This is a genomic window from Clostridioides sp. GD02404 (genome assembly GCF_045898275.1).
Classification (GTDB): Bacteria; Bacillota; Clostridia; order Peptostreptococcales; family Peptostreptococcaceae; genus Clostridioides; species Clostridioides difficile_A.
In genome coordinates this window covers 103916-126190 of record NZ_JBJOCA010000004.1, presented here as the reverse complement: position 1 = coordinate 126190, position 22275 = coordinate 103916, and the positions used below count along the sequence as shown (strand labels likewise).

Annotated in this window: 18 protein-coding genes; 15 read left to right on the top strand and 3 right to left on the bottom strand. The window is 28.4% G+C overall.

The genetic code is table 11. The features are described from left to right. The first annotated feature begins 32 nt into the window (after positions 1–32). The 5 genes from Q3287_RS04170 to Q3287_RS04150 all read left to right on the top strand — a co-directional run bounded on the left by Q3287_RS04170 (position 33) and on the right by Q3287_RS04150 (position 4823). On the top strand, positions 33–251 hold the full coding sequence (locus Q3287_RS04170; protein WP_021385063.1) for a 4Fe-4S binding protein: 219 nt from the start codon (positions 33–35) through the stop codon (positions 249–251). A gap of 16 nt (positions 252–267) precedes the next feature. Then, entirely contained in the window at positions 268–1317 is a 1050-nt protein-coding gene (gene vorB / locus Q3287_RS04165) for a 3-methyl-2-oxobutanoate dehydrogenase subunit VorB (RefSeq protein ID WP_021385064.1), read from the top strand. A gap of 1 nt (position 1318) precedes the next feature. Then, the gene (locus Q3287_RS04160) at positions 1319–2059 is read left to right on the top strand and encodes a thiamine pyrophosphate-dependent enzyme (RefSeq protein WP_054270667.1); all 741 of its coding nucleotides are present in this window, start codon (positions 1319–1321) and stop codon (positions 2057–2059) included. 2 nt (positions 2060–2061) lie between these two features. Further along, positions 2062–2601 (top strand): 2-oxoacid:acceptor oxidoreductase family protein, encoded by a 540-nt coding sequence (locus Q3287_RS04155; RefSeq protein ID WP_054270666.1) that lies wholly within the window; start codon positions 2062–2064, stop codon positions 2599–2601. Between the two features lie 122 nt (positions 2602–2723). Next, on the top strand, positions 2724–4823 hold the full coding sequence (locus Q3287_RS04150) for an acetate--CoA ligase family protein (RefSeq protein ID WP_243192590.1): 2100 nt from the start codon (positions 2724–2726) through the stop codon (positions 4821–4823). A gap of 262 nt (positions 4824–5085) precedes the next feature. On the opposite strand, the gene Q3287_RS04145 is transcribed toward Q3287_RS04150, so the two are convergent. Together Q3287_RS04145 and Q3287_RS04140 are read right to left on the bottom strand one after the other, a co-directional pair. Next, positions 5086–5601 carry a ferritin gene (locus Q3287_RS04145; protein ID WP_243192589.1) on the bottom strand — a complete coding sequence of 172 codons (516 nt, stop codon included), beginning with the start codon at positions 5599–5601 and terminating at the stop codon, positions 5086–5088. A gap of 91 nt (positions 5602–5692) precedes the next feature. Beyond that, entirely contained in the window at positions 5693–6904 is a 1212-nt protein-coding gene (locus tag Q3287_RS04140) for an ROK family transcriptional regulator (RefSeq protein ID WP_054270664.1), read from the bottom strand. A 606-nt stretch (positions 6905–7510) separates the two neighbouring features. Here Q3287_RS04140 and Q3287_RS04135 point away from each other — a divergent pair. The 9 genes from Q3287_RS04135 to Q3287_RS04095 all read left to right on the top strand — a co-directional run bounded on the left by Q3287_RS04135 (position 7511) and on the right by Q3287_RS04095 (position 20120). Continuing rightward, complete coding sequence (locus Q3287_RS04135) at positions 7511–8953, top strand: cell wall-binding repeat-containing protein (protein ID WP_054270663.1); 1443 nt, start codon at positions 7511–7513, stop codon at positions 8951–8953. Positions 8954–9021: 68 nt separating this feature from the next. Next, the gene (locus tag Q3287_RS04130; RefSeq protein WP_054270662.1) at positions 9022–9375 is read left to right on the top strand and encodes a hypothetical protein; all 354 of its coding nucleotides are present in this window, start codon (positions 9022–9024) and stop codon (positions 9373–9375) included. A 175-nt stretch (positions 9376–9550) separates the two neighbouring features. Continuing rightward, complete coding sequence (locus Q3287_RS04125) at positions 9551–10372, top strand: histidinol-phosphatase HisJ family protein (protein WP_219673342.1); 822 nt, start codon at positions 9551–9553, stop codon at positions 10370–10372. A gap of 256 nt (positions 10373–10628) precedes the next feature. Continuing rightward, positions 10629–12512, top strand: coding sequence for a glycoside hydrolase family 13 protein (locus Q3287_RS04120; protein WP_407963567.1), 1884 nt, complete (start codon positions 10629–10631; stop codon positions 12510–12512). A 192-nt stretch (positions 12513–12704) separates the two neighbouring features. Next, positions 12705–13589: a hypothetical protein gene (locus Q3287_RS04115; RefSeq protein WP_407963566.1), complete on the top strand. Its 885-nt coding sequence runs from the start codon at positions 12705–12707 to the stop codon at positions 13587–13589. A 94-nt stretch (positions 13590–13683) separates the two neighbouring features. Continuing rightward, the gene (gene pgmB / locus Q3287_RS04110; protein ID WP_054270659.1) at positions 13684–14364 is read left to right on the top strand and encodes a beta-phosphoglucomutase; all 681 of its coding nucleotides are present in this window, start codon (positions 13684–13686) and stop codon (positions 14362–14364) included. After that, positions 14361–16658: a glycoside hydrolase family 65 protein gene (locus Q3287_RS04105; RefSeq protein ID WP_407963565.1), complete on the top strand. Its 2298-nt coding sequence runs from the start codon at positions 14361–14363 to the stop codon at positions 16656–16658. The genes pgmB and Q3287_RS04105 overlap by 4 nt, the downstream gene beginning before the upstream one ends. Positions 16659–16875: 217 nt before the next feature. After that, positions 16876–17769: a glycoside hydrolase family 73 protein gene (locus tag Q3287_RS04100; RefSeq protein WP_407963564.1), complete on the top strand. Its 894-nt coding sequence runs from the start codon at positions 16876–16878 to the stop codon at positions 17767–17769. A 47-nt stretch (positions 17770–17816) separates the two neighbouring features. Beyond that, positions 17817–20120 carry a glycoside hydrolase gene (locus tag Q3287_RS04095; protein WP_407963563.1) on the top strand — a complete coding sequence of 768 codons (2304 nt, stop codon included), beginning with the start codon at positions 17817–17819 and terminating at the stop codon, positions 20118–20120. A 127-nt stretch (positions 20121–20247) separates the two neighbouring features. Here Q3287_RS04095 and Q3287_RS04090 read toward each other — a convergent pair whose 3' ends face one another. Beyond that, positions 20248–21501: an MFS transporter gene (locus Q3287_RS04090; protein ID WP_074179614.1), complete on the bottom strand. Its 1254-nt coding sequence runs from the start codon at positions 21499–21501 to the stop codon at positions 20248–20250. A gap of 259 nt (positions 21502–21760) precedes the next feature. Here Q3287_RS04090 and Q3287_RS04085 point away from each other — a divergent pair, with 259 nt between their 5' ends. Next, positions 21761–22255, top strand: a complete 495-nt coding sequence (locus Q3287_RS04085) for a hypothetical protein (RefSeq protein WP_054270654.1) — start codon at positions 21761–21763, stop codon at positions 22253–22255. Positions 22256–22275 lie beyond the last annotated feature (20 nt).

Below are 22275 nucleotides of genomic sequence, written 5' to 3'. Positions count from 1 at the left end.
TAGGTAGAAATATTACGAAATGGGGTGTAGATATGAGCTTAAAAATAAACGCAGAGAGATGTAAAAGTTGTGAATACTGCGTTATATCTTGTAAAAAAGGAGCATTAAAAATATCAGATAACATAAATAAAGAAGGATATGCTCATGTAGAAGTTGATGAAAGTAAATGCATACTTTGTGGAATTTGCTATCAAGTGTGTCCAGATAATGTTTTTGAAATAATTAAAGAAGAAGCATGTCAAGAAGCTTAGAAGGAGTTGGAATAATATGAAGAAGATGTGGAAGGGGAACCACGCCATTGCAGAAGCAGCTCTAAGAGGTGGTTGTGAGTTTTATGCAGGATATCCAATTACACCACAAACAGAGGTAATGGAATTTTTATCACATAGAATGTCTGAACTTGGAAGAACTTTTATACAATCTGAAAATGAAATGGCTGCTATATATATGGTATATGGAGCATATGCAAGTGGAATGAGGTCTATGACAAGTTCCTCAGGACCAGGAATATCTCTAAAACAAGAAGGGATTTCATATTTATGTGCAAATCACTATCCTTGTGTAATCGTAAATGTACAAAGATGGGGACCTGGACTTGGTTCACTGGATTCAGCACAGACAGACTACTTAAGAGATACTAGAGGGGGAGGAAATGGAGATTACCATTTAATCGTTTATGCACCAAACAGTATCCAAGAAACTGTGGATTTAATGTACAATTCGTTTGATGTAGCAGAGAAATATAGAGTACCTGTTGAAATTTTGACAGAAGCAGCTTTAGGTCAAATGATGGAACCAGTAGAATTTCCAGAGTTCAAGAAGAGAGAAGAAGATTTAGGTTGGACTTATGATGGAAGTAATAGAGACCATGCAAAAGTTGCAGATAACCAAAAACCAGCTTTTTGTATGGAAAAACGTATGAGAATAACTGAAAATGAACAGCAATGGGAAGATTATCAAGTCGAAGATGCGGAATATGTGTTTGTAGCGTTCGGTATACCATCAAGAACAACTATGAATGCTGTTAGAAGACTTAGAGAACAAGGTGAAAAAGTTGGAATAATAAGACCAATAACAGTGTGGCCTTTCCCATATAAGGCATTTGAAAAGGTAAATAAGAATGTAAAAGGATTTATATCAGTAGAGTCAACAGATACAGGTCAGTTAGTAGAAGATGTTGCTTTAGCATCAAAAAAAGTATGTAAAGAAAATGTACCTGTTTATGGACTATTCAGTGGAAATCATATACCAAAAACACTGCAAGTAATGGACACTTATAGCAAAATAAAATCTGGCGAAATCAAGGAGGTGTTCTAATATGGCTACAGAAAAATTAACACCTAGCGTTGTTTCAATACCAAACAAATTTTGCCCAGGTTGTGGTCATGGAATAGTAAACCGTATAATAGCAGAAGTAATAGAAGAACATGGATATGAAAAAAATCATGTATTAACTTTGGGAGTTGGTTGTGTTTGTAATATGAATTTTAGCTGGAATGGAGATAAGATGCAAACTGCACATGGTAGAGCTTCATCCACAGCTATAGGAATTAAAGTAGCACTTCCAGAAACATTAGTAATGACTTATCAAGGTGATGGAGATGCTTATGTTATAGGTCTTTCTGAAACTTTAAATACCGCATATAGAAATCATAATGTTACTGTATTTGTAATAAATAACAATAACTTTGCGATGACTGGTGGGCAAATGTCATGGACTACTATGCCAGGTCAAGTTACAACAACAAGTGTAAATGGAAGAGATATAAACACTACTGGTAGTCCATTAAAAGTTCCTGAAATGATGGCAGACTTCTTTGATGTAGCATATGTAGCAAGAGGTTCAGTTCATAGTCCAAAGGAAATAATTAATCTAAAAAAATATATAAAAAATGCAATAGAAGCTCAATTGAATGGAGAGGGGTATTCATTAGTTGAAATATTAGCACCTTGTCCAACTAACTGGGGTGTATCATTAGAGAAATCTATCAAGTGGATGGAAGAAGAAATAGTGCCATATTACACTCTTGGCGAATTTAAGCAAAGGGATGGTGAATAATTATGGAAAAAGAGTTAGTATTTGCAGGGTTTGGTGGTCAAGGAGTTTTAACTCTTGGTCTAATTGTAGCTGAGTCAGCACTTGAATTAGGAAAACAGGTAACTTGGATGCCTGCATATGGTCCAACTATGAGAGGTGGAAAAGCATATAGTGTAGTAAAGTTTTCTGATGAGAGTATAGGTGGACCTGATATGGAAGAAATAGATGTTTTAGTAGCAATGAATAAGCCATCTTTAGATTATATAAACTTAGTCAAGGAAGGTGGAACAGTAGTTATTAATACATCTGTAATAGATGATAATATAGCATTAAGAGAAGATATAAATGTAGTTAAAATAAATTGTCAAGAATTAGCTCAAAAAGTAAACAATCCCAAGGCAGCAAATATAGTAGTACTTGGAGCATTAATTGCTAAAACTGGATTACTTGAAAAAGAATTAGCTTTAAAAACTATGTGTGATTTCTTTGAAGAGAAAGGAAAAGGTAAATTCAATATTCAAAATAAAGCAGCATTCATGGAAGGCTATAATAACGCCATTTAATAAATTACCCTTATCTTAAATGATTTATCTCAAGATTTAATAATCTTTAGTGCCAAGATAAGTTTCATCTTGAGATAAAATTCATTTAAAATCACAACTATAAAATATAGGAGAGTGAATTTATGAGCTTGGAAAAACTTATTAGACCAAAGAGCATTGCTATAGTAGGAGTTACTGATAAGCTTGGCTTTGGTAGAAGTGCAGCACTTAGTATAGTAAAAAGTAAAGATACAGATAGAGTATATTATGTAAATCCTAAAAGAGATAAATTGTTTGGAAGAGATTGCTATAAAACGATACAAGAAGTACCAGAAGTGGTAGATTGTGTAGTAGTATGTACACCTAGAAATATAGTTCCATCTGTATTAAAAGATTCTGGAGAATTGGGAACAAAAGCAGCTGTAGTATATGCTAGTGGATTTGCAGAAGAAGGAACAGAAGAAGGAATAGATTTAGAAAATCAACTTATAGAAATATCAAATACATATGATATGAAAATATTAGGTCCAAATTGTATGGGATTATTAAATTGTATAGATAAAGTTAATCTATGGGCAGGTGGTTCTAAATGGGATTTAGATACTAAAAAACCTGGGATAGGAATTGTAGGTCAAAGTGGATTTATAACTGCAGAGATTGTTTCAAGTGATTATTTTAATATATCTTATGGTTTCTCAACGGGAAATGGAAATATAGTTACATTAGAAGATGCTGTTGACTTCCTTGTAGATGATAATTACGCATCAGTAATAGCTATATATCTTGAAGGTTTAAAAAATCCTCAAAAATTTATAGACTCTCTAAAAAGAGCTGCACAAAAGAGAAAACCAGTAATAATATTAAAATCAGGAAGGTCAGAAAAAGGAGCTATTTCTGCTGCTTCTCATACAGGAAACTTAGCTGGCTCGAGTAAGGCTTTTGAAAGTATTTTTGAAAAATATGGAGTGATTTCGGTAGAGAATTTGGAACAATTTATGTGTTTAGCACAGGCTTTTAGTGTTCTAGATGGTAACTTGCCTACAAATTCTAATTTCGCAGCAATAAACTTCTCAGGAGGAGAAAATACTATTTGTGCAGATTTAGCAGAAGAAAATGGTGTAGACCTTGCAGAAATATCTTCTGAAACGAAAGAAGAAATGAAAAATTATCTTCCAGGATTTGCGACACCTAAAAATCCATTAGATGCTACAACTGCGTTATTCCATGAAAAGGATATGATAGTAGGTCTATTACATACATTTGAAAAAGATGATAGTGTTGGATTTACTATGGTAGGTGCAAATATAAGAGATGAAGAAAATGAAATGCATGAGACACTTTGTCAAGCTGTAAGTGAAGCAAGAGAACAAGGGTTAAGGAAGCCTGTGTTTGCAGTTCCAACGCTTGAAGGAAATAGATATCTAAATTATAGAACTAGATTAGAAGATAATCAAGTACCTATAATGTCATCAGTTGGAACTACGTTTACTTGTTTTAATAAAATGGCTAAATTTGTAGATTATGATTATTCAAAGAGAACTTTAGAGTTTGAGGCTGTTAAGAAAAGAGAATCAAATAATGTAGTAGCTCTATCAGAGTTAGATAGTAAGATTGAGATGAAGAAATATGGAGTACCAGTGCCAGGGCAAGGTAATGCAAAAAGTATTGATGAATTAGATGAAATTTTGAAATATATTAACTATCCTGTTGTTTTAAAAATAAATTCTTCCGAAATATTGCATAAATCTGATGTTGGAGGAGTTAAAGTAGGAATTAAAAATAGAGATGAGGCAATAAATGCATATAATGAGATTTTAGCCAATGTAAAAAAAGAAAAACCAAATGCTAAAATTGATGGTATATTAGTTCAAGAAATGGTGGAAAGTGGTATAGAAATTATTATCGGTATTACTAATGATGACCAATTTGGTCCAATGTTACTAGTTGGTCTAGGAGGAGTATTTGTAGAAGTATTTAAGGATACTACTTTATATCCATTACCTATAAATCATGATGAAGCTATGATGATGCTTAGAAAATTGAAGTCATTTAAGCTTTTAGATGGATATAGAGGAAGCGAACCTTGTGATGTTGAAGCCCTTGCAGACATGATGGTTAAGTTAGGAAAATATGCCTATGAAAATAAAGATGAAGTTAAAGAAATAGATTTAAATCCAGTGTTTGTATATCCTAAAGGAAAAGGTGTATGTGCAGTAGATGCTTTAATAGTTAAATATAAATAGCTCATAAGTTTTGGTATTCAACCATAATTAAAGTACTGGCTGAAAATCACATTTATAAATTGAGTAGTGTGATTTTCAGTCACCCCAAATTTTAAATTTAAGTATCTTAAAGTGAAAATAGATTTTTAAAAATTATAAAATAGAACTGTATAAACAATAAAATACTACATATAAAACGAATAATAAAAGGTGTCTTAATGCAAATAATCAATGTTGATTTTCATTAAGACACCTACTTTATTATATTAAAAGGTTTTAAATACTATATTGTTACAGGTGGATTTGTTGGGGCTGCATATGCACGATTAGCAAATTCCTGGTCAACAAAGAATAGACCACCTTCTCCAGCAAGTTTAACACGCTTTATATTGTCTTCACAATTTGTTTCTTCCTCTGCTTGTTCAGATATAAACCAAAGTAAGAACTGAGAAGTTCTAAAGTCTGCCTCAGAGTTTGCTACAGCTGCTAAATTGTTTATTAAAGATGTAACCTTTTTTTCATGAGCTAATGTACGCTCAAGAATATCCATTGCAGAAGTAAAGTCTGAATCTGGCATTGGGATAGCATCAAGTTGAACTTTTCCTCCTACATTATGTAAATATTTGTAGAAAAACATAGCATGGTCTGTCTCTTCTTTATATTGAACATAAAACCAATTAGAAAATCCTTTAAGTCCTTCTGCTTCAAGGTAAGAAGACATAGAGAGATAAAGATATGCAGAATATAATTCATGGTTAATCTGCTCATTAAGTAATTTTTCCATTTTAGCTGAAATCATTTTCATACCTCCAAATTTTAAACGCTCTTATAAAATATAATAATATTAAATGGAAAAATATTCAATAAAAGTGTTTAAATATTTTACATATTTAATAAAAATTTATACTTCCATTAAAAAATTTGTAGCTGACAATGGCTATAGAGCCGATTAATGGTGCATTTGCTCCAAAATTTGAATGTTTTACACTTATTTTTTTATATTTAGAAAAACTTGCCGAAGCAGTTAGTTTTTTTAATAATGTATTTTCTATGAATGTGCCTGGTATATTAAAATCGTAGCCTATTATTATAGAACTACAGTCAATCAATGTAAGTGTATTTACTAATGCGTATGATATATATGTACAAAATTCATCAAGTAAAAACATAGCAAGAGTATCTTTATTATTTGCCTCATCTATTAACTTAACTAGAGAAAAGTCTTTACAGTTAATTAATGGAGAGTTAGGATAAATATGGCTCAATGATTCAACTCTTTTAATTAAATTACTAACACTTGTGTAATAATCCAAGCATCCATTATTACCACAACTACATAATGGTCCACTAAAATTAATAGATGTATGTCCTATTTCTCCACTCTGACCCAGATTACCAGTATGAAGCCTATTTTCCAGTACTAGACCAGCTCCAATACCATTCATTATGTGCAAGTATATATAATTTGATATATCTTTACCTAAACCATACATTTTTTCAGCTAAAGCACCTGAATTAGCATCATTTATCAAAAATATTGGCAAATCAGACATTTCTTCTATAAAATTAACTATATTTAGATTTGATACATTTCCAAAGTCTGGAGGATTCAATATAATACCATTTATATTATCTACTGGACCTATTGAAGAAATACCAATTCCAATTATATCTCTTTTATTATTCTTCATTATCTTAGTAAACATTCTTTTTATTATATCTTTTAAGACCTCATTTGATAGATACTTAGGGTAAGTTTCAGAAAGTTGTTTTACAATATTACCTTTCAAGTCTGAAATAATTACCTTACATATATTTCTTCTTATTAGAATTCCACAGATACAAGGTGATATATTAGAAATATCTAATAAAATAGGTTTACGACCTGATGAATGTGCATTTAAAGTTGATGACTCTATTTCTCTAATCATGTTTTCATTAATAAGTTCTGTAACTAGATTTGATAAAGTCATTTTGGTAAGTCCTGTAGACTTTGCTAAATCAACCCTAGACATAGGTGTATTTGTAGAAAGTAATTTCAATATTATTAACTTATTTTTAATTTTTACATCTTTTATGTTAGAACCTTGTTTGTTGCTCATCGTAAATCTCCTTAAATAAAGTTAAGTGTTTTATTTATTTTCAAGCACAATGTCACTTTATAAAACAGTAACATTTTTTAATTTGAAAATACCATTAATTAGAATATATCACATTATATATCATAAGACACATAAAAATATGTTAGAATTAAATTAAAATTGAAAAATATGTTTACATATTATATAGTAAAAACAGTATGTACTTAATAAAAAAATTGACACATAATAAATTTATTAAAAAATGTATTTTTAACAATATTGATAAAGAATTTACTTAATAATGAATAGATTCTGTAAAGATATAATCTGTTTGTTGTATACAATAAATTTCCATTTTGTAAAAAAATATAATAAATATGAGATATAAATGTCGATTTTTATTACAAATTGTTACTAAATATATGTACATATGTACTGAAACCTTAGAAATTGTAACTAAAATGTAAATTTTTCCTCTAATCTATCTAATATTATGGAAACTTTTTGTAATTTATGATATAATAACAAATATATAATTATTAAATTATAATAAATGACTATAGCATAGATGTAGTACTATGCTATAGTCATTTTTGAATTAAACTTGATATATCAAGGGGGAAGAATATGAGAACAATTAAGAGAGTTTTAGCATTAGGTCTAACATTAGCTATATTTCTAATAAATGTGCCTAATGTAAATGCATTAACATCAGATACTATTAAAGGTAACAATATATATGAGACGGCTGGATTAATAGCAGACAAAAAGAGTTATGATACAGCGATTATGGTAAATATGGATAGTTCGATAGCAGATGGTCTTTCAGCAAGTGGTCTTGCTGGTGCTGTTGATGCTCCAATTTTACTTGCACAAAAAAATAACATACCAAATGAAACGAAACAAAGATTAAAAAATGTCAAAAAAATATACATAATAGGTAAAGAATTATCAATAAGCAAATCAGTAGAAACTGAACTTAAAAACACAGGAGCACAAGTAACTAGATTAGGTGGAGATGACAGAATAAAGACTAGTTATAGTGTTGCTAAAGAGGTAAGTAGTATTAAAAAAGTTGATGAAGTGATATTAACTAATGCATATAAAGGAGAAGCTGATACTATAAGTGCAGCACCTGTGTCAGTAAGAGATGTAGCTCCTATAGTGCTTACAGATGGAAAGAGTGTTCCTTTTTCAACAAGTGATGTAAAATCATATGCAGTAGGTGGAAGTATATCTATGAGTACTAGCTTAGTTAATAAGACTAACTCTAAAAGACTTGGTGGCTCAGATAGATATGATACAAATAAGAAAGTTATAAAAGAATTTTATCCAGATGCATCAGAATTTTATTTAAGTGATGGATATGATTTAGTAAATGCACTTACAGGTTCTACAATTGCTAAAGAAAATCCAATTGTGTTGGTGTCAGAAAGTAGTGATAAATCTATATTAGCAGGAGCAGACAAAATTACTAGATTAGGTACAATAAGTGATAGCATATATAATAAATGTGTTTCTGCTGCACAGAATAATGGTGACTCATCTACAAAAGGTGATTCTCCTATGAAAAATGAGACAAGCATATTAGGTGAACCAACAGCTAGTTTAGAAGCTTGTTTAAAATGGGCTAAATCTAAAAGAGCTAATGATTTATTTATAGAATTAATACCAATATTGTATGATACTGCTGTTCAAGAAGGTGTAAATCCTGTATTAGCAGTAGCTCAATCTGCAAAAGAAACTGGTTTCTGTAATTTTGGTGGGGTATTAGATGCATCATTCAAGAATCCTTGTGGACTTAAGACTTCTTCAGGAGGTTCTGATACTGATAAGAATGCCCACTCAAGATTTGGTACGTGGGAAGAAGGAATCTTAGCTCAGATTCAACATTTATGCTTATATGCAGGACAAGATGGTTATCCACTTTCAAATCCAGTAGACCCTAGACATGAAAAATCTTTATTTGGGAAAGCTAAAACAGTTGAAGGTCTTTCTAATAATTGGGCTGGAGGTCAATATGGACAAGATTTAGTTAGAATGATGGGGGAAATTGAGGCTACAAAATAATTAAAGTATTAATTTAAGATATGCTTATTAAAGATTATCAAATAGCTGACAAATAAGGAATGATTATTGTGAAAAAGAGTAATATTTTTAGTATCATATTTCCCACAATTATAATGATATTAATGTTTTTAACCTTTGCTACAGATATATTTAATATACCAAATGTTCAAGCTAAAGGGATTTTTGTAATAGGAATGGTATTGATTTTTCCAGTTGCCTTTTTAATGCAGGGGATAGTTTGTGTATTAAATAAAACTAATTGGATTTTATCACTTGTAGTGTCTTTAGTAACTTATATAATATTAATGTATATATTTTTAAATGATTCAGCATATGTATATGTTTTACTTTATGCAGCTTTCTATATGATTGGGCATATAACTGCTAAACTCTATTACAAAATTAAGACTTTTAAAAGTTAAATAAAAAAGTGTATGAAAGAGAAGCATCTTTAATGATTTTCTAAAATCAAAATAGATGCTTCTTTTTTATGAAAGATTATGTAAATAAAATTTAACTCTTATAATATTCTTTTAACACTTGTATACAATGAACTCGTAGTATAATTGAGATAGATAAAATAAAGGGAGGGATAATATGAATTTAATAGATAATCATATTCATACTAATTTTTCAAGTGATGGAAAGGATTCGATGGAAGATACAATAAAAAAAGCTATAAGTATTGGTGTTAGATATTTAACTTTTACAGACCATTTAGAGCATGATGAAGGTAGAGGCTTTTGCATTAATTATAATGACTATGTTCCAGTGTTTAATAAGTTCAAAGAAAAATATAAAAAGGACATAGAGTTATTATTAGGAGTTGAAGTTGGTTATAGAAAACATCTAAAAAATGAAATAGATGAAATAATAAACTCTAATCCTTTTGATTTCATATTGTGTTCAACTCATACAATTGATAATATACCTGTTCCATCAAAGGAGTATTTTAAAGGGCTTAGCAAAGAAGATGCATATTATAAATATTTTAATAGTATACTTGAAACTAATCGTGAATTTAGAGACTATAACATATATGGGCATTTAGATTATATATCTAGATATGGAATATATTCAGATAATAGAGTTATATACAATGATTTTAAAGATGTTATTGATGAAGTTTTAAAATCAATAATCGATAATGGAAGTGGTATAGAGTTAAATACTTCTGGTTATAGATATGGATTAAATGCTATACATCCAAATGAAGATATATTAAAAAGATATAAAGAGCTTGGCGGATTTATAGTTACTGTAGGTTCTGATTCTCACAGAGTAGAAGATATATGTAGAGATTTTGATGTGGCTTATGATATGCTTAAGTATCTTGATTTTAAATATGTATCTTTATTTAAAGAAAGAGAAACTTATTTTATAAATATAGAAAAAGTTAAATCTAACAATATAGCTTAGAGCATGTTTTGAAATGAATTAACAGATAGTAAAAAAGTTAATAGTATAATATTGTATCCTCTAGAAAAATACTAGAGGTTTTTATTTTGCAAAAATAACTGGATAAAATTAAATTTAATAATATAATTTATTTTAACTTGGATAGCATATTGTTAATATATTTTACTATTATATATTTTTATTGTGATATAATAATAAAATATATTAACCTATCTTTAAATTATGTAAATTATTATAAAGGAGGGAGAAATTTAAATTGTCTAATAAAAATAAAAAGAATATAAATTTAAGCAATAAAATCAAAGAAACTACTAAAAAAAATTTAACAAAAGAAGCCATATTACATATACCAATGAGTAACTATGCCTATGGTTATGATAGAGAAACATTACATATAAGACTTAGAACTAAAAAAAATGAAGCAAAAAAAGTGATTTTGAGAATAGGAGACCAATATGTATGGGACAAAGGTGGTGCAGGAGGAGGAAATTTAAATGCATCTGGGATTGGTTGGTCTGGTGGTTCAAATATAATAATGGATAAAGAAGTAGAAACTGAATTATTTGATTATTGGATAGCTAAGTGCAAACCATTAAACAAACGTTCAAGATATGGGTTTATAATAGAAGGCCAAGAGGAAAAGATTCTATTTACAGAAAAAAGGATAATAGAGTTGGGCAATGAAAATGACGAAAAAGAATTGTGTGAGATAAGTAATTTTTTTGGATACCCATATTTAAATTATATAGATGTACCTAAAGTACCAGATTGGGTTAAAGAGACTATTTGGTATCAGATATTTCCAGATAGATTTGCAAATGGTGACCCATCTATAAATCCAGTAGGAGTGGAGGAATGGGGAGCTATTCCAACAAGAGATAATTTTACAGGTGGAGATTTGCAAGGTGTGATAGAACACTTAGATTATTTGAGTGATTTAGGGATAAATGGAATTTATTTTTGCCCTATTACAGTTGGAAATACAAATCATAGATACGATACAATTGATTATATGAAGATAGACCCTTCATTAGGAGATAAAGAGACTTTAAAAAGGCTAATAAAAGAAGCTCATAAGAGAAATATAAAAATAATGTTGGATGCTGTTTTTAATCATATAGGATACTATTCTAAACAGTGGCAAGATGTAATTAAAAATAAGGAAAATTCTAGGTATAAAGAGTGGTTCTATATAAAAGACATGAGCAAAGTTGATACTCCAATAGAACAAATAGATGAAAAAAATATACCTTATGAAACTTTTGGCTGTGAAAAGTATATGCCTAAACTTAACACAGAAAATTTAGAAGTAATAGAATATTTATTAGGTGTAGGAAAGTACTGGATACAGGAGTTTGATATAGATGCATGGAGATTGGATGTCTCAAATGAAGTAGACCACGTTTTTTGGAGAAAGTTTAGAGAAGAACTTAAAAAAATAAAACCAGATATATATATACTGGGGGAAATTTGGCATGGTAGTTTACCATGGTTGATGGGGGACCAATTTGATTCAGTTATGAACTATTTGATGTCAGAAGCTATGAAAAAATTCTTTTGTACAGATGAGATAAATGCTGAAGAGTTTAAATACATGATAAATGATATAATGGTAAGTTATCCAATGCAAGTTAGTGAAGTTATTTTTAATTTACTTGGAAGTCATGATACTACAAGGATACTGAATTATGCTAGAGGAAATGTTGATAGAGTTAAACTTGCATATTTGTTTATGTTTATACAATCAGGCAGTCCTTGTATATACTATGGTGACGAAATTGGAATGGATGGAGAACTGAGTTCAATATCTGAAGGACAAAGAAAATGTATGGAATGGAATGAAGAAAAATGGAATAAGGATATATTTGATTTTATGAAGAAGATTATTAGGCTTCGTAAAGAAAATAAAGAACTTAGGTCTATGTCAAATGAATGGATATTAGCAGATAAGGAAAATGGAACTATTCTACTAAAAAAAGAATCCATTTCCATAATAATAAATAATTCATCTAAAGATATAACTTTAAAATTACCAGATTATTTGTCTAATAGAAAAGTAAAAGATTTGTATGAAGAAAAAATAGTAGACTTAAAAGAAGAAATAAGAGTAGAAAAATACAAGTTCATCATTTTAAAATAATATAAAATGTATTTATAGAAGATAGATGAAATACGCTATCATAGACGTAAGTGCTAGTTCAAATAGAAACTATTTTCAGTAAAATAGATTCAGTATGTTTTTTATTTGAATAAAAACAAATATTAACACTTCTAATCATTCTGTAATTCAATAAGAAAAGTAATTACTGAATAGGTAGGGGGAAGGAGCGATATGAATGACTATAAAGAACATATAGTTATAGTAAAATCAGGAACTGTAAATTTAATCTTAGGTGTTATATTTTTATTAATTGGAATCGTTATAAATGTATTACTTCTATATGTTAAACAGTATTATATAGCAGTAATCACTTTTATATTTACAATGTATGGATTATTTTCAATTTTTGATTATACAAGAAAATATATTATTTTTGATTTACATAATATTAAAGTTCGTAAATGTATAGGAAGTGAAAAAGAGTATTCATATCATGATATCACTAGGATTTCAATAAATAATAAAAAACAAGGGTGTCCAGTTAAAATATATGTAGATAAAAGTAAAATTGTAACTTTTTTTATATCTGATAAAAATTACATGTCTGCTATAGCTGAGATGAAGCGAAGAGAGTTACCTTTTGATAATAAAGCCATAGACTATATATCAGATACTTCATTATGGGTTCCAATTCGAGATAATGAAATTAAAGAATTCTGTAATGAAGCATCACTAAAACTTGAAAATCAGATTCGGGAAAATCTGCATAAAATAGAAAAAGAATTGGGAACAGATATATCTTTTTCTTTTGGTATGGATGTTGAAGAAAATCCATTTGTATGTGTATTTTTAGTGTGTATTATGAAGAATAAAAACTATACAAAATTTGTAAAAAAATACAGGGGAAAAGAAGCATGGGCTATATTTCCAGTATATATAGTTGGACCACAATTATATAATAAAGAAATTGAAAAAGGAAAGTTTATTTGCAATATAAACTATTTAAATGCCTTTTCTGGAAGAATGTGGTCAAAGTTTTGTAGAGCAATAAAAAAACAAGGTGTAAAAGAAAGTGAAATGGAAATAGATTTTGAGTTAAAGACTGAATTAGAATAGAAAATTCTATAAATAATACCTTAAATGTAAGAGAGAAGGTATAAAATAAATTGATTATTAGTCTAAAAATTTCTTGTAGAAAGAGGAAATAAGAATGATTGAAGCATTTATATTTGATTTGGATGGTGTAATTACAGATACTGCATATTATCATTATATGGCTTGGAGAAAACTAGCTCATAAGGTTGGTATAGATATAGATACAAAATTTAATGAATCTTTAAAAGGCATAAGTAGAATGGAGTCATTGGACAGAATATTAGAATTTGGAAATAAGAAATATTTATTTTCAGAAGAAGAAAAAGTAAGAATGGCCGAAGAAAAAAACAATTATTATGTATCATTGATAGATGAGATAACTTCAAATGATATTTTGCCTGGAATAGAAAATTTATTAGGTGATATAAAATCTAATAACATAAAAATAGGTTTATCATCTGCAAGTAAGAATGCAACAAATGTGCTAAATCATTTGGGTATGAGTGATAAATTTGATTTTATAGCTGATGCAGGAAAATGTAAAAATAGCAAACCTCATCCAGATATATTTCTTATGTCAGCAGAAGGGCTTAATGTAAATCCTCAAAACTGTATAGGAATAGAAGATGCAAGTGCAGGGATAGATGCTATAAATTCTTCTAATATGTTTTCTGTTGGTGTTGGAAACTATGAGAATTTAAAAAAAGCAAATTTAGTTGTAGATTCAACAAGTCAATTAAATTTCGAATATATACAAGAAAAGTATAATGAGTATATGGTTAGGAGAGTCATATGAAATGTTTATTTAATAATATAGATGAATGGAAGATTATACAAGATAAGATTGAAATCAAAGAAAATAGATTAGCAGAATCTATAATGAGTATAGGTAATGGTTATATGGGTATGAGAGGAAATTATGAGGAAAATTATAGTGGAGATACTCATAAGGGGTCTTATATAGCTGGAGTATGGTTTCCAGATAAAACTCGTGTAGGATGGTGGAAAAATGGATATCCAGAATACTTTGGTAAAATCCCTAATTCAATTAACTATATAGGAATAAGAATTTTTATAGATGACATAGAATTAGACTTAGCAAAATGTAAGATTGAAAATTTTTATAGAGAATTAGATATGAAAAATGGTATTTTAAATCGTAGGTTTATTGTACACATAAGTGATAAAAAATTTGAAGTTAACATTATTAGATTTTTAAGCATATCAGTTAAGGAGTTAGCAGTAATTAAATACAGTATAAAAGCATTAAATTCTGATGCTAAAATAAAATTCATACCATATTTAGATTCAAACATAAAAAATGAGGATTCAAATTATGAGGAAGAGTTCTGGAATGGAGTTTCTTCAAGTTCTTCAGAATATCGAGGAAGCATACTTTCTAGAACAAAGGAAAATGCATTTAATACACCAGTATTTACTGTGGGTGCAATGATGTATATTAAGGCAAGAGGTAAGATAAAAGACCTATCTCATACAAATGAATATAATTACTGTGAGAATTCAATAACAATGGATATTCTAAAAAATGAGGTTGCTAGTATAGAAAAATATGTATCTATAACTTCAACTAGAGACTATAAGGAAAGTGAGCTATTAGGAAAATGTGAAGATATTTTAAATAGAGAAATATCTAAAGATTATGATGATATATTAAATGAACATACAACGTTATGGAATAAAAGATGGAAAAGTGCAGATGTAAAAATAAATGGAGATAAAAGTAGTCAACAAGGCATACGATACAATTTATTTCAACTATTTTCAACATATTATGGAGAAGATTCAAGATTGAATATAGGTCCCAAGGGCTTTACTGGAGAAAAGTATGGAGGGGCTACTTATTGGGATACAGAAGCATTCTGTGTTCCAGTATATCTAGGGGTAGCAGATAAGAAGGTAACTAGAAACCTTTTGGAATATAGATATAATCAATTGGAACAGGCAAAAGATAATGCAAAAAAACTAGGGCTTAAAGGTGCTTTATATCCAATGGTTACATTTGATGGAGTAGAATGCCATAATGAGTGGGAGATAACATTTGAAGAAATACACCGAAATGGAAGTATAGTATATGCAATATATAATTATGCAAATTATACAGGTGACTTTGAATACATAAAAGAAAAAGGAATCGATGTAATAATAGAAATAGCTAGATTTTGGGCTAGTAGAGTTCATTTATCTATAAAAAAAGATTTGTATATGATACATGGTGTAACCGGTCCAAATGAGTTTGAAAACAATGTCAATAATAATTGGTATACTAATTATATAGCTAAATGGTGCTTAGAATATGCTGTAGAAAATGTATTAAAATTAGACATAGAATATAGTGAATGTATTGATAGAAATAATGTAACTAAAGAAGAAGTTGAGCTATGGCAAATGATATCAAAAAAAATCTATCTGCCATATGATGATGAGTTAAAAATAATAGTTCAAAATGATAATTTTTTAGATAAAGAATTTATAGAAGTAAAGGATTTACCAAAAGAAAATCTTCCTCTTAATCAAAATTGGTCTTGGGATAGGATTCTTAGGTCGTGTTTTATAAAACAAGCAGATGTATTACAGGGAATTTACTATTTTGGAAATAGATTTACTAAAGAAGAAAAGAAGAGAAACTTTGATTTCTACGAAAAATATACTGTACATGAATCTTCTTTATCTTCTAGTATTTATTCCATTATTGCTTCTGAAATAGATGATTTGGACAAAGCTTATGAATTATACTCAAGAACTGCTAGGCTTGATTTAGACAATTATAATAATGATACCAATGATGGACTTCATATAACTTCTATGTCTGGTTCATGGCTTTCTATTGTACATGGATTTGCAGGTATGAGGACATGGGATGAAACATTATCTTTTGACCCTAAGTTACCTAAAGAATGGAGAGGTTATTCTTTCAACATAAGCTATAGAGATAATATTATTAATGTAGATGTATGTAGTGATTTAATTAAAATAGAAAATTTAAAAGGTAAGCCAATGAAAATTATTGTATATGGTAAAAAATATATATTAGAAAAATATATAAAAATTGATAGAAATAAATTTAAATAATATTTTTATTATGTTAATAGTTAAAATAAGTTTATCTAATTATGAATTTATTTTAACTATTTTTGTTTAATAGAAAACTATATATTATAACAATAATTGCGCTTTTAGTTAAATATATTTCATAAATCTTCATAAAATCTTCAAAATTTCGTAAAGAAAATGTAACAAAAATAAGATATATTGTATTCAGCAGATAATATAAGGGAGGACAATAATTATGAAGAATAAAAAATTCATTGTTATAATACTGATAATATCAGTTTTAATAGGTGTAGGAGTAAAAGAGTATTTCACCAGAGATATAAACAAGGAAGATATAGAGGTTAGTAAGTATATAAAATATTCTGATTTAGCAAGTAAAAATAATGTACAAGTTAACTGGAAGTATGTAGCTTCTATTGTTGCTATATTGAATAAAAACAACTTAAAAGAAGTTAAAGATTCACAAATAAAAGAAGTATCAGATTTATTTGTTAAAAATTTTTCTGAAAATAATAAAATAAATAAATTAAGTAATGTCTTGGATGAATTAGAATTTAGTAATAAACAAAAAAGATTGGTTGATAATTATATTGACGAACTTAAGGATTATGGCATAAAGCCAGAAAGATTGAAGTCTGATACACAGTATATGAAGTTTATAAACGAAATTAAAGAAGAAGCTATACAAAATTACGAAGATTATAAAATACTTCCATCTATAACTATTGCACAAGCTATAATTGAATCTAGCTGGGGCAAATCAACTTTAGCAAAACAACACAATAATCTATTTGGTATAAAGGCAGACGCCTCTTGGAAAGGTAAATCAGTGACTTTAGAGACAAAAGAACATTTAGATACAATTATAGATGATAAATTTAGAATATATGATGATAAAAACGAATCTATAAAAGACCATGCAAAGTTTTTGGCTACGAATAAAAGATACAAAGCCAATGGTGTATTTGATGCAAAAACGTATATATATCAAGCTAAAGCATTGGAAAAAGCAGGTTATAGTACAGCAAAAGATGAAAATGGAAAGAGCATCTATGCAGACCGTTTAATAGAAATAATTCAACAATACAATCTTCAATTAATAGATAGTGAAATTCAAAGCAACATGTAACTTTGATGTAACATAAGGATGATATATTTATCGAGGAGGTGGCTTTTATGAAAAAAATAGTCTCGATATTTATAAGTTGCATGGTTGTTATAACTACTATTACTGGTTGCAGTAGTGGGGAGGTGGCTAATAGCAAATCATCCATGTACAATGTTAAAAATTTGGATTTTAGTTTTGAAGTGAAACCTGAAACCTTTGAGGTATCAGTTGAATCTAATGGTTCAAGAGAAAAGATATCCGAGCCATTAAAAGAAAGGAAGGTATCAAATTTCAAAAAGACAAAAACAGAAGCATCATGGACATATCCTGATGAAAACATAGACATAAATATAAAAAAAGAGAACAATTATTTAGATGTAAACATTAAATCTAATTCAGAACAAGAAGCTAGTTTTAATTGGCCTAAAGTTGAAGGTGAAAGTTATGTACTACCACTTTATGAAGGTAAGTTTATACCAAGTAATGATAAGTATTGGAAAGAACATTTAAATGAGTCTACTTATAATGTTATAGAATCTTTTTCAATGCAATTCTTTGCAGTAAATAAAGCAAAATATTCTGTGTTATATATTATTGAAAATGAATTCAACAATGAAATTGAATTTAGTTCTAAAGATAAGATTAATTTTACATTTAAACATGAGTATCCAAGTATCAATAAAAATAAAGAGTATGGGTTTAAAGTGTACTTGACCAATAAGAATATTACAGATGTAGCGAAAACTTATAAAAATTATATAGTTGATAAAGACGAATTTAAAACATTAGAAGAAAAATCTAAGGAAAATAAAAATATTGAAAAACTCTATGGAGCACCACAAATTTATTTTGGAGATAAATCTATAATCACAATAAATGATATTAAATGGAATAAATTAAAAGAAAACTTATCAGATGATTTGATTAATTGGATGAAAGAACTTTTAAGTATGAAGTCTGATGATAGTGAATTTATAGAAGTGACTAATCAAATAAAAACTCAAGATTATATAGATAAATATCAAAAAAATCAAATAGTTCAAGCATTTAATGAGGTTATGCAAATGAATACTTTTTATAATGACAAAGTTTTTAATAGTAAGGATAGAGATATAAAAAGAGTATTAGACAAAGGTATATCTAAATTAAATAGAGTAGAACTTATAGAATTTAACAAGAGATTATTAAAATCAAAACTAGGAGATAGTGTGAATGATGTTGCTACATGGACAAGATATAATATAATTGATGTGATTAATGACATCAATAAATCTGGTATTAAAAATGCCTGGATAGGTTTTGATGATATGAAAGAAGGTTATGTATCTCCAGAGATGGTTAAGAGAGCTAATGATTTAGGGTATCTAGTAGGGCCATATGATTCATATCATTCTATACACAAGCCAGGAGAAGAAAAATGGAGTACAGCATCATTTAAGGATAAATCTCTATATGAAAATGCTACTATAGAAAATAAAAAAGGTGAAAAAGAAACTGGATTTCAAGGAGAAGGAAGAAAATTAAATCCTACATTGTCTTTACCAAGTGTGAAAGAGAGAGTACAAAGTATATTGAATGAAGGATATAAATTTAATTCTTGGTTTATAGATTGTGATGCTACAGGTGAAATCTATGATGATTATTCTCAAAGTCACATAACAACTCAAGCACAAGATTTAAAGGCTAGACTTGAAAGGATGTCATATATAAGAGATAATGCAAATATGGTTATAGGTTCAGAAGGTGGAAATGATTTTTCAAGTAGTACCATAGCATTTGCGCATGGTCTTGAGACACCAGCATTTGCTTGGGTTGATAAAGACATGAGCAAGAATAAAGATAGTGAATACTATGTCGGTAGATACTATTCCCCAACAGGAGGAGTACCAGAAGTATTTTCAAAACAGATACCTGTAAAAGAAAAATATAAAAAAATATTTATAGACCCAACTTACTCTCTTCCTTTATTTAGATTAGTTTATAATGATTCTGTTGTATCTTCTCATCAGTGGTTATGGGGAACTTTCAAAATTAAAGATGAAGTTGGAAGCAGAATGATGAGAGAAGTATTGTATAATACGCCACCTATGTATTATATAGATAGAACTGAATGGGAAAAACACAAAGATGAAATAGTTTCACACAATAAAGTATGGTCAGAATTTAATAAAAAGGCTATAAAAAGAGAAATGACAGATTTTAAATTTATTTCTGAGGATAGGTTAGTTCAAATGACTGAGTATGGAGAAGATTTAAAAGTAGTAGCTAATTTCTCTCAAAAGGATGTTAAGTATGGGGCTGAAGTTATAAAAGCAAAATCTTTGGTAATATATGATGATGATAATAAAGTTGTATATAAACCAGAACAATAAATTTAATAAAAACAAATAAACATTATGTCAAATGGTCATTCTGAAATAAGAATCAGTCTAGCCATTTGACATTAAAAAGTATCTTTGAGGAAATGAAATGTATATTTTTAGCTGTAATATGATTTTATTATGATATCTCATTCTTATATAGATACTTAGCAAGAACTGAAATTAATAGCATAATTATAAACATACATATTATAGGTATATAAACTTTAAGGCTAAAAACTTCAAATAATTTACCATGCATAATTTGACCTACTGGAGCAACACATTGTGATACAGCTGTAATAGTGGCCATTACCTTTCCCAATAATTCATTAGGTGTTTGTTTTTGAACAATAGTTAGGACAAATACAGTGATAATTGTCATAGACATAGCAATAGGTATAATGCAAATAAATAATAATATAAAAGATGGATAATATCCTAGTCTGAGCATTGAAGGAGAAATTGAAATAGCCATTGGAATCATTAAAATACTAATTAGCATTAACCAGCGATATAATGTATTCATCTTCATTTTTTTTGCAAATAAACCTATTGAAAGTGCACCTAAAACACTACTAAATTCTATAATCCCTATTCCTATGCCATACATATTATTGCTACTGTGCATTGTTACACGCAAAATATATTGTATTCCGACAAGTAAAAATGGAGTTAAAAATAAATTTAAAGAAGCTGCCAGAATCATAGCTTTACTAATATAAGGCTGTTTTACAACATAAGAAAATCCTTTTTTCATGTCATTAACTATAGTCATTACTATGTCACCATTAAAGTCTCTTTTATTAAAAGGGATATAAATAAACATCTCCATTACTGCTGATAGAAAAAATGCAACGCAACTTATAATAAGAAGCATCTTAAGTCCAATAAGACCGTATAAAAGACCTCCAAGTACAGGAGCAAACATACTTGAAAGCGCACCTATTCCATTTACAATTCCATTTGCTTGTTCTAAATCTTTTTCATTTACTATTAAAGGTATGCTTGCCTGTACAGTAGGCTGATACATACAACTAATAATAGATAAGAGTATCATAATAATTCCAATTAATACAATAGAATCATTTAGAGTAGAAAAAAGACAGATAAAAATGAGGATAATTATAGAACTCATAAAATCAAATATAACCATTAGATTTCTACGATTGAATCTATCAGCTATTGCACCACCAATTGGGGACAATAGAAGTGGAATATTTGATATTGCATATAAAGTTGCAAATATATCTGCACGACCTGTTATATCTAAAATATAAGTAGAAAGACCAAATCTTAATAATGATGAACCCAGTATAGATATAATTTGACCGAGTACTACAAGGTTAAAGTTTTTGTTAAAAGAATTATTTGTTTTATCTAAATTTTGCATATATAGGACACCTCTCTTTTTCTTGACCGACTGTCGGTCTATTAAAATTATAATAAATTATATTCCAAAAGTCAATAGTATATATTCAATGAAAAATTTTAAGATAAGTTTTTACTGTTAATATAGAAATCAATATGTATGAAAGATTATTATGTCTTAAAAAGGATAAGAGCTATATGGTGAATAATCAAAAATGGGTAATTTAGAAGAGTTTTTATGAATAGTATTAATATATAGATATAGGGAGATTGATGTGATTATGTATGAAAATAATAAGGTAATATATAATTTTGAAAGATGTGAAAGACTAGAAAATACTTTTTATTTATCTCAATTTAATACATATAAAAATTTTAAGTTAGCTTCTAAAAAATCCATAGTAAATTCATTGGAGACATCTGTTTGTAATATGAATATTCATAATATAAGTCTTGTTGATACGATGGAATGTGTATCATTAGAAGATGAGCAAATGACGGGTAAGAAATTAATTTTAGTTGGTGATATAGATACTGATGTGATACTAGATTATGTGGGGAATAAGAGAAATAGAAGCTCTAATAAGAGAAATATACTTAAATTAAAAATACCTTTCAGTACATTTATACAAATGCCTAGGAGAATAGAAAATAAAGAGAAAATTAATTTAAAGTATCTTATACAAGATATGGCATCGTCTATTTTAGATGATAATAATTTATTTATTAGTGTGACTGCAATTATAAGTTATGAAAATAGTTCTAAAATGGAGTAATCTTTAGATTATAGAAAGGT

Coding starts and splice junctions, on each gene's coding strand:
- Q3287_RS04085 (WP_054270654.1), top strand. CDS start 21,761: ATGTATGAAAATAATAAGGTAATATATAATTTTGAAAGATGTGAAAGA.
- Q3287_RS04105 (WP_407963565.1), top strand. CDS start 14,361: ATGAAATGTTTATTTAATAATATAGATGAATGGAAGATTATACAAGAT.
- Q3287_RS04115 (WP_407963566.1), top strand. CDS start 12,705: ATGAATGACTATAAAGAACATATAGTTATAGTAAAATCAGGAACTGTA.
- Q3287_RS04125 (WP_219673342.1), top strand. CDS start 9,551: ATGAATTTAATAGATAATCATATTCATACTAATTTTTCAAGTGATGGA.
- Q3287_RS04150 (WP_243192590.1), top strand. CDS start 2,724: ATGAGCTTGGAAAAACTTATTAGACCAAAGAGCATTGCTATAGTAGGA.
- Q3287_RS04140 (WP_054270664.1), bottom strand. CDS start 6,904: ATGAGCAACAAACAAGGTTCTAACATAAAAGATGTAAAAATTAAAAAT.
- Q3287_RS04170 (WP_021385063.1), top strand. CDS start 33: ATGAGCTTAAAAATAAACGCAGAGAGATGTAAAAGTTGTGAATACTGC.
- Q3287_RS04100 (WP_407963564.1), top strand. CDS start 16,876: ATGAAGAATAAAAAATTCATTGTTATAATACTGATAATATCAGTTTTA.
- Q3287_RS04135 (WP_054270663.1), top strand. CDS start 7,511: ATGAGAACAATTAAGAGAGTTTTAGCATTAGGTCTAACATTAGCTATA.
- Q3287_RS04160 (WP_054270667.1), top strand. CDS start 1,319: ATGGCTACAGAAAAATTAACACCTAGCGTTGTTTCAATACCAAACAAA.
- Q3287_RS04145 (WP_243192589.1), bottom strand. CDS start 5,601: ATGATTTCAGCTAAAATGGAAAAATTACTTAATGAGCAGATTAACCAT.
- vorB (WP_021385064.1), top strand. CDS start 268: ATGAAGAAGATGTGGAAGGGGAACCACGCCATTGCAGAAGCAGCTCTA.
- Q3287_RS04090 (WP_074179614.1), bottom strand. CDS start 21,501: ATGCAAAATTTAGATAAAACAAATAATTCTTTTAACAAAAACTTTAAC.
- Q3287_RS04155 (WP_054270666.1), top strand. CDS start 2,062: ATGGAAAAAGAGTTAGTATTTGCAGGGTTTGGTGGTCAAGGAGTTTTA.
- pgmB (WP_054270659.1), top strand. CDS start 13,684: ATGATTGAAGCATTTATATTTGATTTGGATGGTGTAATTACAGATACT.
- Q3287_RS04095 (WP_407963563.1), top strand. CDS start 17,817: ATGAAAAAAATAGTCTCGATATTTATAAGTTGCATGGTTGTTATAACT.